Source organism: Stenotrophomonas sp. pho, assembly GCF_006228405.1.
GTDB classification, from domain to species: domain Bacteria; phylum Pseudomonadota; class Gammaproteobacteria; order Xanthomonadales; family Xanthomonadaceae; genus Stenotrophomonas; species Stenotrophomonas sepilia.
Window position 1 is genome coordinate 2,224,430 of record NZ_CP029759.1, and the last position, 15,818, is coordinate 2,240,247.

A 15,818-nucleotide genomic window follows, 5' to 3' on the forward strand; every position below is an offset into this window, starting at 1 on the left:
CTTAGAACCAGGTACGAAGGCCGATGACCAAGCGCGTGTCTTCAAAGGACTCGCCATGCTCGCGTCGCATGTCTGCGGTATTGCCAAACGCGCGCTCGTACACCACGCCGATGTAGGGAGCGAACTTTCGGGTGAACTCATAGCGAAGTCGTAGCCCCGCCTCAGCGGCACTCAGACCCGAACCTATCCCGCGCAATGGATCGTTCTTGCCATAGGCGGTGACTTCCACCAGCGGCTGCAAGATCAGCCGGTTGGTTAGCAGCAATTCGTACTCGGCCTCGACATTGGCGGCAGTCTGGCCCCCTTCGCCGAGATAGGCTGTGGCGGACACTTCGAACTTCATCGGCGCCAAGCCCTGTACACCGATAGCGGCGAAGTTCTGCGATGCCCCAGGCTTGAAGTCATGACGCACACCGGCCACCACATCCCACCACGTGGAGATACTGCGGCCGTAAAGCACTTCCAGATCAGCCGACTCGGTCTGACCATCCGTGCGTTCGCCTTCACTGCGGAGCCAGACGCGATTGAGGTCCGTACCGATCCAGCCCTGGCCCTCCCAGCCCAGCCCGGTGCCCGGATCGGCATCCCAGGTTTCCAGGCGATTGAGCAGCACGTAGCTCTTGATCGAGTTGTCATGCACCGGATGCGCGTGTTCCGGCGCGATGGCCGCCTTGCGATCCGCGTCCGTCACCGCGGGAATCGGGGTGCGCGGCTGCGTTGGCGCTGCAGGCCCGTGTCCCATCTGACTGTGGTCCATGCCCTCCATCGATTGCATTCCCGCTTCTGGTGTAGCGGGCGCGGGCGAATCATGGCCCATCTGCGAATGGTCCATCCCCTGCATCGCAGGCGTGGCCGTGCCGGAGGTGTCGGCTGCAGCGGGCTGTGCCATCTGACTGTGATCCATGCCCTGCATCGACTGCGCCTGCGCTGTGGGCGCCGCAGGTGTGCTCGCGGGCGAGCCGTGCCCCATCTGCGAATGGTCCATGCCCTGCATGGCAGGCTCGGCTGCGTTAGCCTGCGGCTCGGCGTGGCCCATCGCCGCATGATCGATCGTCGCTTCGCTCGTCTTGGCCGGTGTTGCAGGCTTTTGGGCTGGCGCAGGTTTTGATGTCGGTGCCTGATGTGCAGAGTGATCCTGAGTCTGGGTCTGCGCGCCCTGCTCCATCTGCATGGAGCCGTGCTGCATAGATTGGGCGCTGGCCGCATTGGCCAGGGCCAGCGAGATAGCCGTCAGCGCAGTCAGGGTGGTATCGCGTCTATTGATGTTCATTCGTCGACCCTCACCGTGCGCATCATTCCGGCTTCCATGTGATAAAGCAGGTGGCAATGGAACGCCCAGCTGCCCAACGCATCGGCACGCACGCGATACGTGCGTCGGCTACCTGGCGGCATATCCACCGTGTGCTTGCGCACCATGAAGTTGCCGTTGTCGTCCTCCACGTCACTCCACATGCCGTGCAAATGGATGGGATGGGTCATCATCGTGTCGTTAACCAATACGATGCGCATACGCTCGCCGTAGTTCAGCCGCAGCGGCTCGACATCGGAAAACTTCTGACCGTTGAAGCCCCAGGAGAATTTCTCCATGTGTCCGGTCAGATGCAGCTCGATCTCGCGACCGGGGTCGCGTCCGTCAGGGTCTTCAAAGGTGCTCTTGAGCATGGAATACGTCAGCACATGACGGCCGTTATCGCGCAGGCCATTGCCCGGATCATCCAAGCGCGAACTCACGCTCATGGCTTGGTTGTCCAACAGGGGATTGTTGGTCTCGCTAGCAGGGTGTGATTGCATGCCCCCGTGCTGCATGCCTGCCATGGCACCATCGCCGGCGGCGGGCATCGCATGGCCTGCATGGGCCGAGGTCGCGTTACCGCTGACAGGTGGGGTCATGCCAGGCATGCCCATGGCCGCACCACAGCCGCCTTCCATGCCCTTGCTGCCGCCAGACATATCCATCGACCCATGATCCATGCCCATGTCTGCCATCGTCAGCAGCGGCCGGGGATCCACAGACGGAACGGGCGCGCGTAATCCTTCGCGCACAGCGAGCGTGCCGCTGATGTAGCCGGTGCGACCGGAGTCTTGGGCAAAGATGGTGAATGCGTCCTGCCCGGAGGGCTCCACGATCACATCGAAGGTTTCTGCTACCGCGATGCGGAACTCGTCGACGGAAACCGGATGGACATACAAGCCATCTGCCGCCACCACGGTCATCTTCAGCCCCGGAATACGCACATCGAAGTACGTCATGGCAGAGCCATTGATGAAACGCAGGCGCACCTTCTCGCCACTGCGGAACAAACCGGTCCAGTTGCCCAGTGAGGTCGTGCCGTTCATCAGGTAGGTGTAGGTGTTGGCGTTGACGTCGGACAGGTCCGTGGGCGTCATCCGCATCACGCCCCACATCTTGCGATCTTCCAACGTGGCCGACAGGCCGTTGCGCTTCACATCGCGCGCAAAATCGCCGACCGTGCGCTTGTAGTAATTGTCATGGCCCGGCATCTTCTTCAAACGATCGAACAGGGCCGTCGGGTCCAGGTCTGTCCAATCGCTCAGCATCACGACGTAGTCGCGATCGAAACTGAAGGGCTCCGGCTCCAATGGGTCGATGACGATCGGGCCATAGAGCCCGGCTTGTTCCTGGAACCCTGAGTGGCTGTGGTACCAGTAGGTTCCGCCCTGATGCAGGGTGAACCGGTAGTGGTAGGTCTCACCACGTCCGATACCGTCAAAGCTCAGACCCGGCACGCCGTCCATGTTGGCCGGCAAAATGATGCCGTGCCAATGGATGGAGGTGTCCGCGCCATGGATGGAGTTAGCGGGCAATGCATTAGAGACGCGCAAGTTGACCGTGGTGCCTTCCCGCCACCGCAGCAACGGCGCCGGAACGGACCCGTTGACCGTGATCGCGGTGCGGGTCTTGCCGGTGAAGTTCATCGGCGTCTCGCCAATGGTCAGGTCAAACTCAGTGCCCGATAGTACGTTGGGTTGTCCCGGCCCCTTGAGCGCCCAACTGGCTTTGGGCCAGAAACCTAATCCTGCGACTGCGCCTCCCAAGGCCAAGCCTTGGACAAATCGCCGCCGCGAAGGCAGCAGCGGTCCACCGCGTGGACCACGAAAATCATCATGCGACATGAAAATGCTCCAAGCGTCGTGTTGCCACCGGCGGGCGGTGGTACAGAGCGGGCGGCTGGCCTAAACAGGCATGCAAGCCACACCAACGGCGCCATTGCGGCGCCTAGGGACGCTTAGCCGATCGGTGGTCGGATCAGATGAGGCAAGGCAGGTGCCGCATGCCCTAGGGGCAGCGGCATGACATCCAGGCCCAAGGCCAGTTGCACCGAAACATGCAGGCGCGCAGGAAGTGCGCTCGCGCAAGCGTGTACGCAGGCGCACCGGCACGCAGAAGACTTGCAACAGTCGGGACCGGCATGGTCGCCATGCCCAGTGCCAGCCTTTTCAATCGATGTGGCATCGGGATGATGCTCAGCACTGTGATGGGCGAAGCAGTCTTCGTCGACTTGCACCGCGGCAGCCACTTCGCTGGCCTGCTCTTCCATGACCGGGTTCATACTGACGGACGCAAACGCCGACCACGCGCCGTTAAGCACGAGCATGGCGATCAGGAACAGTCGCAGTAGAAGTGAGGAGGCTGACACGGGCGACATGGTATATCACTTTAGACAAGGCGCGTGTGTATCGGTCGTGAACAAAATCTCAAGTAAGCCTGAGATGTCGCGACTTGTCAGTCGCACTAGCCGCGGACACTGCAGCTCCCTCCAGAAGCGCCCAAAGGGCGGGTTGAGGCGAAGAGTTGCCCATAGGGCGAGCGCTTGTTCGGTTTACTTCTCGGGCGTGGCCTCGATCAGCTTCACCAACTCGCGCTTCTGCTGCTTGCTTAGCGAGCCCCAGCGCAGGAGCAACTTGGCCAGCAGATCATCGTCGGTGTAAAGGAAGGCGGCGGGGATCCCCAACGCTTGGGCCAACCGCTCAGCAATCTCCAGCATGGGCTCGTGCTTGCCACGCTCGTACTGGTTGATTCGGGGCTGGCCACGTGAGGATCCAGACCGGCCCGGATGCCCAACTCCTTCTGCGACAAACCCGTGTGCAGGCGGGCTTGTTTGAGGCGTCGAGCGAAGGTCGGTGTTGAGTCGACGGACAAAGTCACGCGCGCACCCCATGGAGACCCCATAAGGATGGCGGATGTACCCAGCCTTGCATACTAAGATATTCTTAGCTTTGAGGCAACCGGCGACACCGGTAGCGCCGCCCCCCCCCAGGAGCCACGCCGCTCCCTCATCCCCGGAAACCGCATGCCCGGAACCTCGTCAATGACGCCATCTGGGGTCGCCAGCATCGAGGAGTTGGGCCTTCGTGGCACCCTTTTCCTAGCCGCACTGTTAGCCGCGCAGCTACGACGCCTACCGGTGGCGCCCACACGCCGCTCCACCTTGCTGGTGCTGGACACGCTGCGAGACTTGGCCTTGATCCAAGTTCCCTGGCCAGCGGATCGATGGCAGATCCGCCCCGATGCCGAGGTCACGCCCATCGAAGATCTGCAATGGGCTTTCGCCTGGTCTACCCACGAGCGCAGGCACCTGCTCCCGGTGCTGGAAGACCAACTCGGCGATATGGCACACGATGTAGACTTGGCGGACGCGAAACTGGAGCTGTGGGATGAACTTGCACTCTGGGAGACCGAGCAGTTTCTGGAGCAGCAATTGCTCAAACATCACTTCGACCCAGGCTGGGCACGTGATGTGGGGTTCGTCTTTCAATCCGGACCGCGGGGCTTGCCGATCGCGCGGTGGCGTTACTGCTGCTGGGCGGCGGTACGCCAAGGTGCCTCGGTGGCGATGCGTCTTGGCGTGCACGACAGCGCCCATGTGCGGGAAGCCATCTTTCAGGAGGTCCAGAAGCGCCTGCGCTACCTGATGACCAGTTCGCCCGAGCAAGGCATGTTCAAGCCCTATCATTTGGCACCGGAGTCCTCAGTAGCCAAACTGTTTGTAGATTGGGTCGTCCCTATGGAATGGGCGTACTGGACAGGTGAGCGCCACCCCAGCCGCTAGCAGACAAACGAGCAGCCTCGTCAGTCGGCTCCCCCATCTTGCGCATGGCCGCGCCGAGTTTTCTTCACCGCATTTTGTGCTGGCGTCAGTTGATTCAGTAGAGGCTCTAGCGCTTCAAGACGTGCATTGGCACGCAACGCATCGGCTTCAGCGCTCTCGCGGCGCTCACGCTCCCGCGCAAGGGTGTCTTGAACTTGAGCTAGCTCGTTGCGCATGGTATCCAAGGTCTTGGCGTCAGTCTTCCAGCGCTCCTGCAGTGCCAAATAGTCCGTCGCGGTCTGGCGCAACGCCACGACCTCGCTGTGTTGGCCTTCGTGGGCCTGTCGTAGCTGGGCAAGCTCACGCTCAATCCGCCCGTGGCGCTCCAGCCATTGACCATTGTCGCGGTTCAGCACCAACAGCTCCTGATTCTTCGCGCCCAAGGCTTCATTGGCCTGACGTAAGGCTACTTGCAGCTCTTGGACCTGATGCTCGTGACGGCGAAGCTCTTGCTCACGCTGCTCTTTGGTTGAAGTGCGGTAGTGCTCAAGCGCTTCCCGGGCATGGGCATGCTTGTCCTCCAGAGAACGCGTATGCGCCTCATGATCAGCCAGCCGCACCGTCATGCCAGCGATGCGCTCGTTCAACTGGGCGATTTCCGCGATCCTGTCACCTAGATTCTGTTGAAGGAGGGCGTGAGCAGCTTGCTCTTGGTGCAGGCTTGCTTCGGTGCGCTGCAGCCGACTGCTCAAGGCGGCAGCCTCCTCTTGGGCACCGGAAAGCGCCTGTTGCCGACTGTGGAGCTCAGCCTGATGGCGCTCACGCTCCTGGGTGAGGATGGCCTCTGCTTCCTCCTGGAGCCGCGAGGCCAAGCGCGCAACCAAGTCCTGCAAAGCATCACTAACGGCTACCGTCCTCGCCGGACCGCCGCCTTCCTCTCCTTCCAGTTCACGCAAGTAGCGGTGGATCGTGGTCTTGGAGCCCGTGTTGCCCAAGGCCACTCGCACCGCGTCGACTGACGGCTTCTTGCGTTGGGCCAGCAGCGCGTCGCGCGCCTTCTGGACGTCACTCTTATAGAGTCCTGCGCGCGCCATCGTGCCACCTCACTTTATTTCGTAATGTATTACATACCATGTAATTACATACTATTAAAGCAGGTAGACGACCGCTCGTCGGCGAAAATAGTTATACGGGATAATATTGAATTATCCCGCGTAAGGCGGATTCTGACCCTTCCCGGCGTCCCAAGCAGTACGAAACCGCCCAGGGCCGGCGATCGCTGGGTAGTATGGCCCAGAGCGGAAAGGAGGCCAGCCAGGGTGCAGGCAGGCTCCGCCACCGAGCCCGTTGGCCATCATAGGACTGTGCATGCCGATCGAACGTATCGTCATCGACAACTTCAAGTCGTTTCGCCATCTGGACCTGCCCCTCAATGCCCACATGAACCTGGTGGTGGGCGACAACGAGGTCGGTAAATCCACCCTGCTGGAGGCCATCCACGCGGTGGTCACCGGCCAGCTGCATGGGCGCAATCTTGCCTACGAGCTCACGCCCTACCTGTTCCACCAGCCCACGGTGCAGGAGTACTTGGGAGCGCTTGCCACGGGCACGCCGGCCTCGCCGCCACGGATCTCCATCGAAGCCTATCTGGGCGCCGACGCCGCGCTGGCGTCGTTACGCGGCACCAACAACTCCCTGCGTCTGGATACCGCCGGCATCCGGCTGCTGGTCGAGCTCAACGACGACTACCGCGAGGAGTTCAACGCCTACCTGCAGCAGCACCAGGGCGCGGTCAGCCTGCCGGTGGAGTACTACACGGTGCGCTGGTACTCCTTCGCCAACAATGGCGTCACCGCCCGTAGTATTCCGTTCGACTCGACCATCATCGACACGCACGGCATCAAGACCTTGTCCGGTGCCGATCGCTATATCGCCGGCATCATCGAGCAGGCACTGACGCCTGCGCAGCGCGTCTCGCTGTCGCTGAGCTTCCGCCGCATGCGGCAGAGCTTTTCCGAAGAAGCGGATGTGGCAGCGATCAATGCCTACTTGACCGAGCACACCGGGACATCAGCCACAGGGCATTGACGGTAGGCGTGGACACATCGCCGCGCTCAACGTGGGAAACCAGCCTGTCACCCTACCTGGATGAGCTCCCGTTCACCCAGGCCGGCAAGGGCGAGCAAAGCGCGGTGAAGATGAAGCTGGCGATGCACGCGGCCGGCGCGGCTCACGTGCTGCTGATCGAGGAGCCGGAGAACCATCTGTCCTATTCCAGCATGACCCAGCTGATCGACAAGATTGCGGCCCTCTCCACCGCCCAGCAGGTGATCATCGCCACCCACAGCAGCTTCGTGTTGAACAAGCTGGGCGTGGACAACGTGATCCTGTTCAGCGCGCAAGGCCAGATGAAGCTGGACCAGCTGCCCAGCGATACCCACGACTATTTCATGAAGCTGCCGGGCCACGACACGCTGCGGTTGATCCTGGCCAAGCAGGCGATCCTGGTGGAAGGCCCTTCCGACGAACTGATCGTGCAGCGTGCCTACAGTGACCATCACGGCGTGGCGCCGATGGCTCACGGCGTAGACATCATTTCGGTCAAGTCGTTGGCATTCAAACGCTTCTTGCAGATTGCCGATCGACTGAGGATTCAGGCCAAGGTGATCACCGACAACGACGGTGATATCGCAGTTGTGCAAGAGCGCTATGCCGAGCACATCAACGCGATCTATTACGATTCCGACGAGAGCGCCCCTTCGCTGGAAGAGCAGCTGATCAAAGCCAACTCGCTGGCCGAACTCAATACCGTGCTGGGCAAGGCCTTTGCCGATGAGGTGGCGCTGCTCAAGTACATGAAGGGCCATAAGACCGATACGGCCTTGGCGATTTTCAATAGCCCGCACTCGATCAGGTTCCCGGACTATGTCCAGCGTGCCATCACCTAACCGGGTCCTGCTCTCGGCAGCCGGCTCGGGCAAGACCACGTTGCTGGTCCGGCAGGCCTTGGAGCGACCTGAGCGCCGCATCGCGATTGTCACCTACACGCTGGAAAACCTGGAAGAGATCCGGCGCTCGTTTGAGGCCCACGCAGGCGCGGTCCCCGCGCATGTCACCTTGCACAGCTGGTATGGCTTTCTGCTGCGCCAGTGCATTCGCCCGTACCAGGCTGCGCTTTGCCCTGAGCCTCGCATCGAGACCATCCTGTTCGTAGAAGGTGTCACCAACAACCGCGCCCCACGCACCCAGGTGGCGCGCCACTACCTGGCGGGCAACCGGATGTATTCGGACCGAGCGGCCGATTTCGCTGTGCGCTGCGATGAGCTGACCCAAGGCCAGGTCGTGGCGCGATTGGCGGCGATGTACGACGAGCTCTACATCGACGAAGTCCAGGATCTGGCCGGCTTTGATCTGGATCTGGTCGAACGGCTGTTGAAGAGCGAGATTGCCATCACGTTGGTAGGCGATACGCGCCAAGCCACGTATGCGACCAACTATGCGCAAAGGTACAGCCAATACCGTGGTCCGAATCTGGCAGCGCTGTTTCAGATTTGGGAGGCCGACGGCTTATGCCGGCTGGATCACCGCCTCACCAGTCTGCGCTGCGTCCAGGCCCTGTGCGATATGGCTGACACGCTCTATCCGCAGATGCCGCGGACCCAATCAGGCAATGGCGAGGTCACCGGACACGATGGCATCTACCTCGTCGCTCCAGGGGATGTGGCCGCGTACATGCAGGAGTTCGCCCCCACCGTGCTCCGGCATGACCGGCGGCAGGCGTGCGACGGACTGCCGGCGGTGAACTTTGGGCAGTGCAAGGGCCGCACCTACAGTCGGGTCCTCATCTTTCCGAACGGGCCGTTGACGCAGTACCTGCGCACGGCCGATGCAGCGCGTATCACCGCGCCGCCGAAATACTACGTGGCCTTCACCCGGGCGCGGCAAAGCGTGGCCTTTGTGTATGCCGGCGCGTGCGCGTTGCCGGGTCATCAGCTCTATGCGCCTGCCAGCGCAGACGCATAGAGCCAGGGGCTGCGATCACATCTTCTTTAACGGCGCCGCGGTGGGCGGCGGCGGTACCGGGCCCGGGTCGTTGAAACACAGCATGATCTGATCGATGCCGAATTGATCGGCCAGGACCTGGGCAATCACAGCATGCACCAGGTCCAGGTCGACCGAGGGCGCCGCGACCGTGATGGTGGCCGCGATCGCACGGCCATGCTCACCGGCGACCAGGCGCAGGTCGTCCACCGCTTTCACGCCCGGGTCGGTAAACATCGCCGCACGGACCTGTTCCAGGTTGAGCTCGTTCATGGGGACTCCAAAGCAGTGCTACCGGCGCGGGGAGCTCGGTCGCGATGCAGCCAACGATAGAGCACCGGCAGCACCAACAAGGTCAATGCGGTGGATGAGACGATGCCGCCGATGACGACAGTGGCCAGCGGCCGCTGCACTTCCGAGCCAGCACCGACATTCAAGGCCATGGGTAGGAAGCCCAGCGAGGCTACCAGGGCGGTCATCAACACCGGTCGCAGGCGTCCAAGGGCGCCGTCGCGCACAGCGTCGTCTAGCGGATCGCCCTGTTCGCGCAGACGGCGGATGAAGGCGATCATGACCAGCCCGTTGAGTACGGCCACGCCCGACAGCGCGATGAAGCCCACGCCGGCAGAGATCGACAACGGAATCCCGCGCAGAGCCAGTGCCAGCACACCGCCGGTCAGCGCCAGCGGCACGCCACTGAACACAATGGCCGCATCCTTGGCCGAGCCGAAGGCCATGAATAGCAGAGCGAAGATCAACGCCAGTGTCACCGGAACGACCACGCCCAGGCGTTGGGTGGCCGAGATCAGCTGCTTGAAGGTGCCGCCGTAATCGATCCAGTAGCCCTCTGGAAGCGCGACATCCTGGCCGATGCGTGTGCGCAACTCGCCGACGAACCCGCCCAGATCGCGCTCGCGCACGTTGGCGGTGATCACCACGCGGCGCTTGCCGTTCTCGCGGTTGATCTGATTGGGCCCGCGCTCTACCTGGATCTTCGCCACTTCCCGCAGCGGCACCGTGCGAGGCCCCCCATTGGCGCCGGCGGCCAGACGGCTGGACTCATCGACACTGGTGCTTGCCGGCAGCGGAATGGGCAGATCTGCCAGCACAGCGGGGTCTTGGCGCTGCGCTTCGGGCAGGCGCACGACCAGGTCGAAGCGGCGGTCGCCCTCGATCAACTGGCCGGCAACACTGCCCCCAATGGCGGTGGCCACCGTTTCCTGCACATCGCCCGGGTTCAGGCCATACCGTGCCAATGCCGCCGGATCTGGCGTGATGGTCAGCAGCGGCAGGCCGGAGACCTGCTCGGCCTTGACGTCTTCGGCGCCGGGGACGCTACGCATGACCCGCTCGACCCGGCTGGCCAGGCGCGTCAACTGGTCAAGGTTGTCGCCGTAGACCTTGACCGCCACGTCCGAACGGACGCCGGAGATCAACTCGTTGGTGCGCATCTGGATGGGCTGGGTGAACTCGTAGTTGCTGCCCGGGATTTCCTTGGCCGCCGCCTCCAGCTCTTCCACCAGCTCGGCCTTGGGCTTGCGCGGGTCGGGCCACTGGTCGCGGGGCTTGAGCATCAGGAAGGTGTCGGCCATCGACGGCGGCATAGGATCGGTGGCCACCTCGGCGGTGCCGATCTTTGAGAAGATGTTGGCCACCTCCGGGAACTGGGCCAGGCGCTTCTCCAGCGTTTCCTGCATGGCCACCGACTGCTCCAAGCTGGTGCCGGGAATACGCATGGGCTGCAAGGTGATGTCGCCCTCATCCAGGCTCGGCACGAACTCCGAACCCAAGCGGGTGGCCAGCACGCCACAGCCCACCACCAGCACGGCCGCGCCGGCCAGCACCACCACGCGCCGACGCAGGGCCCAATCCAGCAGCGGCGTATAACGGGCACGCGACCAGCGCATCAGGCGGTTGTCGTGCTCAGCCACACGGCCGCGCAGGAAGCTGGCGATCGCCGCCGGCACGAAGGTCAGCGACAACACCATGGCGCCGGTCAGGGCCAGCACCACCGTGATCGCCATCGGGTGGAACATTTTTCCTTCTACCCCGGACAGCGAGAAGATCGGCAGGTAGACCGCGGCGATGATGCCCAGGCCAAACAGGCTGGGACGGATCACCTCGGCGGTGGCCGAGGCGGTCAGGTCATAGCGCTCTTCATCGTTGAGCTGGCGGCCTAGCGCGTGCTGCGCCTCGCCGAACCGGCGCAGACAGTTCTCGATGATGATCACCGCCCCGTCCACGATCAGGCCGAAGTCCAGCGCGCCCAGGCTCATCAGGTTGCCCGACACGCCGCCACGCACCATGCCGATGATGGTGAACAGCATCGCCAACGGGATCACCGCCGCGGTGATCAACGAGGCGCGCACATTGCCCAGCAGCAGGAACAGCACCACCACCACCAGCAGCGCGCCCTCGATCAGGTTCTTGGACACCGTGCCGATGGTGCGATCCACCAGCGCGGTGCGGTCATAGACGGCCTTGGCATGGACGCCGGCAGGCAGGCTGGCGTTGGCGGCATCCAGCTTGGCCGCGGCCGCCTGGGAGACTTCCCGGCTGTTGGCGCCGAACAACATGAAGGCGGTACCGACCACGACCTCGTGGCCATTCTGGGTGGCCGCGCCCGTGCGCAGCTCCTTGCCTTCGCCCACGCTAGCGACGTCGCGCACCCGAATGGGCACGCCATCGCGCCGGTCCAGCACGATGTTGCCGATTGCCTCCAGATTGGCTAGCTGGCCCGGCACGCGCACCAGGAACTGCTGTCCGTTGCGCTCGATGTAGCCGGCGCCGATGTTCTGGTTGTTGCGCATGACCGCGGCGACCACGTCGTTCAACGTGAAGCCCAGCGCCACCAACTGAGCTGGATCGGGAGTGATGTGGATCTGCCGCTCGAAGCCGCCGATGGTGTTGACCTCGGTGACGCCGGGCGTGGTGCGCAGCTGCGGCCGGATCACCCAGTCCTGCAGGGTGCGCAGGTCCGTGGCCGTGTACGGGGTGCCGTCGGGCTTGCGAGCGTTGGGCTCGGCCTCCACGGTGTACATGAAGATCTCGCCCAACCCGGTGGAGATCGGCCCCATTTCCGGGTCCAACCCTTCGGGAAGCTGGGAGGCGATCTGCTGCAGGCGCTCGGCGACCTGCTGGCGGGCAAAGTACAGGTCGGTGCCGTCCTTGAAGACGACGGTGACCTGCGAAAGCCCGTAGCGCGACAGCGAGCGGCTGTAGTCCAGCTTGGGCAGACCGGCCATGGCCGTTTCGATGGCAAAGGTGACCCGTTGTTCGGCCTCCAGCGGCGAGTAACCCGGGGCCTGGGTGTTGATCTGGACCTGGACGTTGGTGATGTCGGGTGTGGCGTCAATGGAAAGGTGACGGTAGCTCCACACGCCCAGCGCAACCAGCGCAGCGGTGAGCACTAGCGTCAGCCAGCGATGGCGGATGGACAGCCCAATGAGGCGTTCGAGCATGGCGGGCCTCATTCTTCTTCCACGGTGGACTTTTCGATGTCGGCCTTGATCAGGAAGCTTTGGGCCACCACCACCTGTTCACCGGCCTTGAGGCCTTCCAGCACTTCGGCGCGTTCGGCGTCGCGGCGCCCCAGCTTCACCGGCCGGGTGTGGTAGGTTTCGCCCTGCTGCACGTAGACCACGTCCTGGTCTTCTGCGGTCTGCAGCGCCGTGATCGGCACCACCAACGCTGCCGATTGGCGATCCACGGTGACCCGCGCCTTGACCGCCGACCCCGGCCGCCACAGGCCATCGGTGTTGGCCACCGTGCCGCGCGCAATGGTGCTTTGGCTGGCGGTGGCGGTGCCGGGCAGGACGCGCTCCAAGGTGGTCTGTGCGGTGACGCCATCGCTCAAGCGGGTAACCGTCACCGGCACGCCAGCACCGATGTGCTGGGCGTCGGCGCCGAAGATGTGCAGGTCCACCCACAGCGTGGACAGGTCGGCGACCTCAAACAGCGGCGCGCCCTCAGCGGCGGCCATGCCTACGGCGGCCGTGCGCGCCATGACCACGCCACTGATCGGCGCGGTGACGGTATAGGTGGTCAGGCTCAGGTTGCTCTCTACCGTGGCCAGTGCCTGGCCGGCCCGTACCTGATCACCCACGCCCGCACGCACGGAGCGGACCGGTCCGGGGAAGCGTGCCGTGACCTGCGCGATGCGACCGTCAATCGGGGTCAACAGCCCTTGCACCTCATGCTCGTCAGCAATCTCACCGGGGCCTGCCGGTGCGACCTGGATACCCGCTGCCTGCGCAGCTTTGGCGGCAATCTTGGTTTCCAGCGGCGCTTCCTCGTGCTCGCCGTGCTCTTCGCCCTCAGCGGCGGCGCCGCCTTCGGACGCTTCGTTGGGGGCCGACGCGTTGCAGGCGGCCAGCATCATCAGGGCCATGCCCAGTGCGGTCCAAGAAAAGCGATTCATGGGGTCTCTCCGGTGGAAGCAGCCGCCGGCGGCGCGACAAGCGCTTGGCCGGTCAGGCGTTGAATTTCGATCAGGGCGCGCTGCGCATCGAGCGCCACGTCCAGCTGCTGCTGGGCCATGGCCGTGCGTTCGGACTGCAGCTGTGCCCATTCCAGGTAGCTGATCGCGCCGGCGCGATAGGCGCGCTCGGCGGCCTTCTCAGCCCGGGCCAACTTCGGCAGCACCTCGCCTTGCAGCCGTGCCACCTCGGCCTGCGCCACGGTGTAGCGACCATGGGCTTCGACCAGCGTGGAATACAGCGACAGGCCCTTGGCCTCGCGCTCGATCGTCAGAACCTCCAGCTCGGCTTCGCCGGCGCGGATCTCCGGCTGCGCGCGGCTGCGGCTGCCCAGTGGCATGGACAGGCTGGCCACCAGCGCGGTGTCGTCAGTCTCCTGCAGGCGGCGCACGCCCAGCTGCCACGACAAGTCCGGCGAGGCCGCCGAACGCGCCAGCTGCAGTCGTGCCTGCGCGATCCGGCGGGCATCGGCAAACTGCGCCAACTCGGGAGTGCGCTCCAATTCCTCGGCCAGCGACTGCATGGACGCGATCGCCGGCAGGGTCATGGGATCCGCCGCGGCCACCTCGAAGCTCGGAGCACGTTCGCCCCAGAGGGCAGCAAGGTGCTGCCGGGCGGCAATGCGCTGCTGCTCGGCCCGATCACGGGTCAACTCTGCTCTCGCCAGTGCTGCTTGTGCGGTGAGCATCACCGATTCGGGAGACGCGCCAGCCTGCAGGCGCTGCCGGGCAGCGGCGACGGTCCGCTGGCGCTGGCCGACATCCATGTTCGTCAGGCTGCGTTGCCGGTCGGCACCGACAACGGCCAAATAGCGCTGCGCCGTCTCGGCGAGCAGGTCCAGCCGCCTGGTCTCGCGCTGCACGGCCAGTGCATCAATCCGGCTTTGGGCCAAGGTGCGGCGGGCGTCGAGCTTGCCGCCGCGCTCCAGGACCGAGCTCAGGCTCAAGGTCAACTCCGCGCTGTCCAGGCCACGGGCCGCGCCCGTGCCCAGCGCATTTTCAACCTCCGCCCCCAACGTCCACGGTGGCCGCTGCACGGCCTGGTCGCGCTCGGCAGCGAGCACCGTGGCTCGCGCATCGACCAGGCGCAGCTCGGGGTGGGTTTGGGCCACGCGTGCAAACGCGTCGTCCAAGGTCATCAGCTCTTCTGCTGTCGCCGGCGTTGCCGCCGCGCTCAACAGTAGCCACGCGGCCAGGGCCGCCAATCGCACATGCATGAAGTACTCCAGAATTTTCGATAGCCAACAGGGATCCGGCGCACGCCGGCGCGCATCACCCTGCGATCGGCGGCCGGAACGGCGCGAGCAGGTGCTCATGCCGATATCTGTCCGCATGGGCTGTCGCCGACGGCCAATGCCGGCCGATATGAGCAATGGCCAACACTATTTCTGGAGCCGGCGCGGCCTGGCTACAGCACAGCACCAGCTGCTGTAGCCGGTGCAGCGCGGCGTCTACGCCACGCTCGGAAGCTGGTGATGCCACTGCCGGGTCATGGTCGGCCGCGGCCAGATGGGTTTGAGCATGGAGCTCGCCAACCACTGCCAGCACCGGCTGCGTCACAAGGCCCACGGCCAAGTGCGCCAGCAGCAGCCAGCGCAGGCCACAGCTCAGCCGGCCAAGCGCTGTCATGCAGGCGTTTTGCGCGCGTCGGCACGCGCCCGGCGAGCATCACCCAAGATCTCGAAAGCCTCCTTGATCACATACAGGCCGATCAGGGCGCCGATCACGAAATCCGGGTAGGGGCTGGCCAGCCACCACACCAACAGGCCGGCCAGAATCACCCCAACGTTGGCCACCACATCGGCGCGGGTAAACAGCCAGGTCGCTCGCAGATGCACTTCGCCAGACTTCAAGGGGGCGAGCATACGGAGCACCTTCAGGTTCACGGCCAGCGAGACCAGAGCGGTACCGATCATCCAACCGCTGACCGGCTCGGCGCCGTACATCACCCGGCGGCCGACTTCGACCAGCACGCCTACGCCCAGCACCAGCAGCACGCTGCCACTGACCCACGCGGCGTTGGCCTTGAAGCGCGCCGTGCGCCCGATAGCGACCAGGCCAATGGCATAGGCGGTGGCGTCAGACAGCATGTCCAGCGCGTCAGCCAGCAGCCCGGTGGAATGGGCAATCCAGCCGGCAATGCCGCCGATCACGGCCATCGCTGCATTCAGGACCAAGGCGATCCAGAGGATGCGTCGCTCCTCCTTGTTCTTGGCTTCGTGGTGGCACCCGCAATCACTCATGTCTTG

15 protein-coding genes are annotated in these 15,818 nt (G+C 64.0%); 4 read left to right on the forward strand and 11 right to left on the reverse strand.

The annotated features are described in order from the left end of the window. Position 1: 1 nt before the first annotated feature. The 4 genes from DL544_RS10470 to DL544_RS22410 form a co-directional block, all read right to left on the reverse strand. Positions 2-1,270, reverse strand: a complete 1,269-nt coding sequence (locus DL544_RS10470; RefSeq protein ID WP_005413421.1) for a copper-binding protein CopB — start codon at positions 1,268-1,270, stop codon at positions 2-4. Beyond that, positions 1,267-3,135: a copper resistance system multicopper oxidase gene (locus tag DL544_RS10475; RefSeq protein WP_012480217.1), complete on the reverse strand. Its 1,869-nt coding sequence runs from the start codon at positions 3,133-3,135 to the stop codon at positions 1,267-1,269. Before DL544_RS10475 ends, DL544_RS10470 begins: the two co-directional genes overlap by 4 nt. A 113-nt stretch (positions 3,136-3,248) precedes the next feature. Further along, positions 3,249-3,668: a transcriptional regulator CopL gene (gene copL, locus DL544_RS10480; protein ID WP_012480218.1), complete on the reverse strand. Its 420-nt coding sequence runs from the start codon at positions 3,666-3,668 to the stop codon at positions 3,249-3,251. 174 nt (positions 3,669-3,842) lie between these two features. Continuing rightward, positions 3,843-4,007 (reverse strand): hypothetical protein, encoded by a 165-nt coding sequence (locus tag DL544_RS22410; protein ID WP_237761885.1) that lies wholly within the window; start codon positions 4,005-4,007, stop codon positions 3,843-3,845. Between the two features lie 450 nt (positions 4,008-4,457). Here DL544_RS22410 and DL544_RS10490 point away from each other — a divergent pair, with 450 nt between their 5' ends. Next, on the forward strand, positions 4,458-5,072 hold the full coding sequence (locus DL544_RS10490; RefSeq protein WP_238379596.1) for a hypothetical protein: 615 nt from the start codon (positions 4,458-4,460) through the stop codon (positions 5,070-5,072). A 20-nt stretch (positions 5,073-5,092) separates the two neighbouring features. Here DL544_RS10490 and DL544_RS10495 read toward each other — a convergent pair whose 3' ends face one another. Then, entirely contained in the window at positions 5,093-6,145 is a 1,053-nt protein-coding gene (locus DL544_RS10495) for a DNA-binding protein (RefSeq protein WP_021201903.1), read from the reverse strand. Between the two features lie 274 nt (positions 6,146-6,419). On the opposite strand from DL544_RS10495, the gene DL544_RS21845 reads away from it, so the two are divergent. Genes DL544_RS21845 through DL544_RS10505 form a run of 3 tightly spaced genes read left to right on the forward strand, consistent with a single transcriptional unit; the run spans position 6,420 to position 9,074 of the window. Further along, positions 6,420-7,139, forward strand: coding sequence for an ATP-binding protein (locus DL544_RS21845; protein WP_255313114.1), 720 nt, complete (start codon positions 6,420-6,422; stop codon positions 7,137-7,139). A gap of 8 nt (positions 7,140-7,147) precedes the next feature. Beyond that, on the forward strand, positions 7,148-7,999 hold the full coding sequence (locus tag DL544_RS21850) for a TOPRIM nucleotidyl transferase/hydrolase domain-containing protein (protein WP_255313115.1): 852 nt from the start codon (positions 7,148-7,150) through the stop codon (positions 7,997-7,999). Continuing rightward, positions 7,977-9,074 carry a UvrD-helicase domain-containing protein gene (locus DL544_RS10505; RefSeq protein ID WP_043033512.1) on the forward strand — a complete coding sequence of 366 codons (1,098 nt, stop codon included), beginning with the start codon at positions 7,977-7,979 and terminating at the stop codon, positions 9,072-9,074. The genes DL544_RS21850 and DL544_RS10505 overlap by 23 nt, the downstream gene beginning before the upstream one ends. Before the next feature lie 15 nt (positions 9,075-9,089). On the opposite strand, the gene DL544_RS10510 is transcribed toward DL544_RS10505, so the two are convergent. From DL544_RS10510 to DL544_RS10535, 6 genes are read right to left on the reverse strand one after another with little or no spacing between them, the layout of a single operon-like run. Then, positions 9,090-9,365: a hypothetical protein gene (locus DL544_RS10510; protein ID WP_019184735.1), complete on the reverse strand. Its 276-nt coding sequence runs from the start codon at positions 9,363-9,365 to the stop codon at positions 9,090-9,092. After that, the gene (locus tag DL544_RS10515; protein ID WP_099481972.1) at positions 9,362-12,553 is read right to left on the reverse strand and encodes an efflux RND transporter permease subunit; all 3,192 of its coding nucleotides are present in this window, start codon (positions 12,551-12,553) and stop codon (positions 9,362-9,364) included. Before DL544_RS10515 ends, DL544_RS10510 begins: the two co-directional genes overlap by 4 nt. An 8-nt stretch (positions 12,554-12,561) precedes the next feature. Further along, the gene (locus DL544_RS10520; protein ID WP_021201906.1) at positions 12,562-13,512 is read right to left on the reverse strand and encodes an efflux RND transporter periplasmic adaptor subunit; all 951 of its coding nucleotides are present in this window, start codon (positions 13,510-13,512) and stop codon (positions 12,562-12,564) included. Continuing rightward, complete coding sequence (locus tag DL544_RS10525) at positions 13,509-14,786, reverse strand: TolC family protein (protein WP_043033510.1); 1,278 nt, start codon at positions 14,784-14,786, stop codon at positions 13,509-13,511. Before DL544_RS10525 ends, DL544_RS10520 begins: the two co-directional genes overlap by 4 nt. Positions 14,787-14,841: 55 nt before the next feature. After that, a complete protein-coding gene (locus tag DL544_RS10530; RefSeq protein WP_012480228.1) occupies positions 14,842-15,198 on the reverse strand; it encodes a hypothetical protein in 357 nt (118 codons plus the stop codon). After that, positions 15,195-15,812 (reverse strand): cation efflux transmembrane domain-containing protein, encoded by a 618-nt coding sequence (locus DL544_RS10535; protein ID WP_005413376.1) that lies wholly within the window; start codon positions 15,810-15,812, stop codon positions 15,195-15,197. The genes DL544_RS10530 and DL544_RS10535 overlap by 4 nt, the downstream gene beginning before the upstream one ends. Between the last annotated feature and the right edge of the window lie 6 nt (positions 15,813-15,818).

Bases quoted from the DNA above. Each gene is read 5' to 3' on its own strand.
- DL544_RS10470 (WP_005413421.1), bottom strand. From the start codon at position 1,270: ATGAACATCAATAGACGCGATACCACCCTGACTGCGCTGACGGCTATC.
- DL544_RS10475 (WP_012480217.1), bottom strand. From the start codon at position 3,135: ATGTCGCATGATGATTTTCGTGGTCCACGCGGTGGACCGCTGCTGCCT.
- copL (WP_012480218.1), bottom strand. From the start codon at position 3,668: ATGTCGCCCGTGTCAGCCTCCTCACTTCTACTGCGACTGTTCCTGATC.
- DL544_RS22410 (WP_237761885.1), bottom strand. From the start codon at position 4,007: ATGCTGGAGATTGCTGAGCGGTTGGCCCAAGCGTTGGGGATCCCCGCC.
- DL544_RS10495 (WP_021201903.1), bottom strand. From the start codon at position 6,145: ATGGCGCGCGCAGGACTCTATAAGAGTGACGTCCAGAAGGCGCGCGAC.
- DL544_RS21845 (WP_255313114.1), top strand. From the start codon at position 6,420: ATGCCGATCGAACGTATCGTCATCGACAACTTCAAGTCGTTTCGCCAT.
- DL544_RS10505 (WP_043033512.1), top strand. From the start codon at position 7,977: ATGTCCAGCGTGCCATCACCTAACCGGGTCCTGCTCTCGGCAGCCGGC.
- DL544_RS10510 (WP_019184735.1), bottom strand. From the start codon at position 9,365: ATGAACGAGCTCAACCTGGAACAGGTCCGTGCGGCGATGTTTACCGAC.
- DL544_RS10515 (WP_099481972.1), bottom strand. From the start codon at position 12,553: ATGCTCGAACGCCTCATTGGGCTGTCCATCCGCCATCGCTGGCTGACG.
- DL544_RS10520 (WP_021201906.1), bottom strand. From the start codon at position 13,512: ATGAATCGCTTTTCTTGGACCGCACTGGGCATGGCCCTGATGATGCTG.
- DL544_RS10525 (WP_043033510.1), bottom strand. From the start codon at position 14,786: ATGCATGTGCGATTGGCGGCCCTGGCCGCGTGGCTACTGTTGAGCGCG.
- DL544_RS10530 (WP_012480228.1), bottom strand. From the start codon at position 15,198: ATGACAGCGCTTGGCCGGCTGAGCTGTGGCCTGCGCTGGCTGCTGCTG.
- DL544_RS10535 (WP_005413376.1), bottom strand. From the start codon at position 15,812: ATGAGTGATTGCGGGTGCCACCACGAAGCCAAGAACAAGGAGGAGCGA.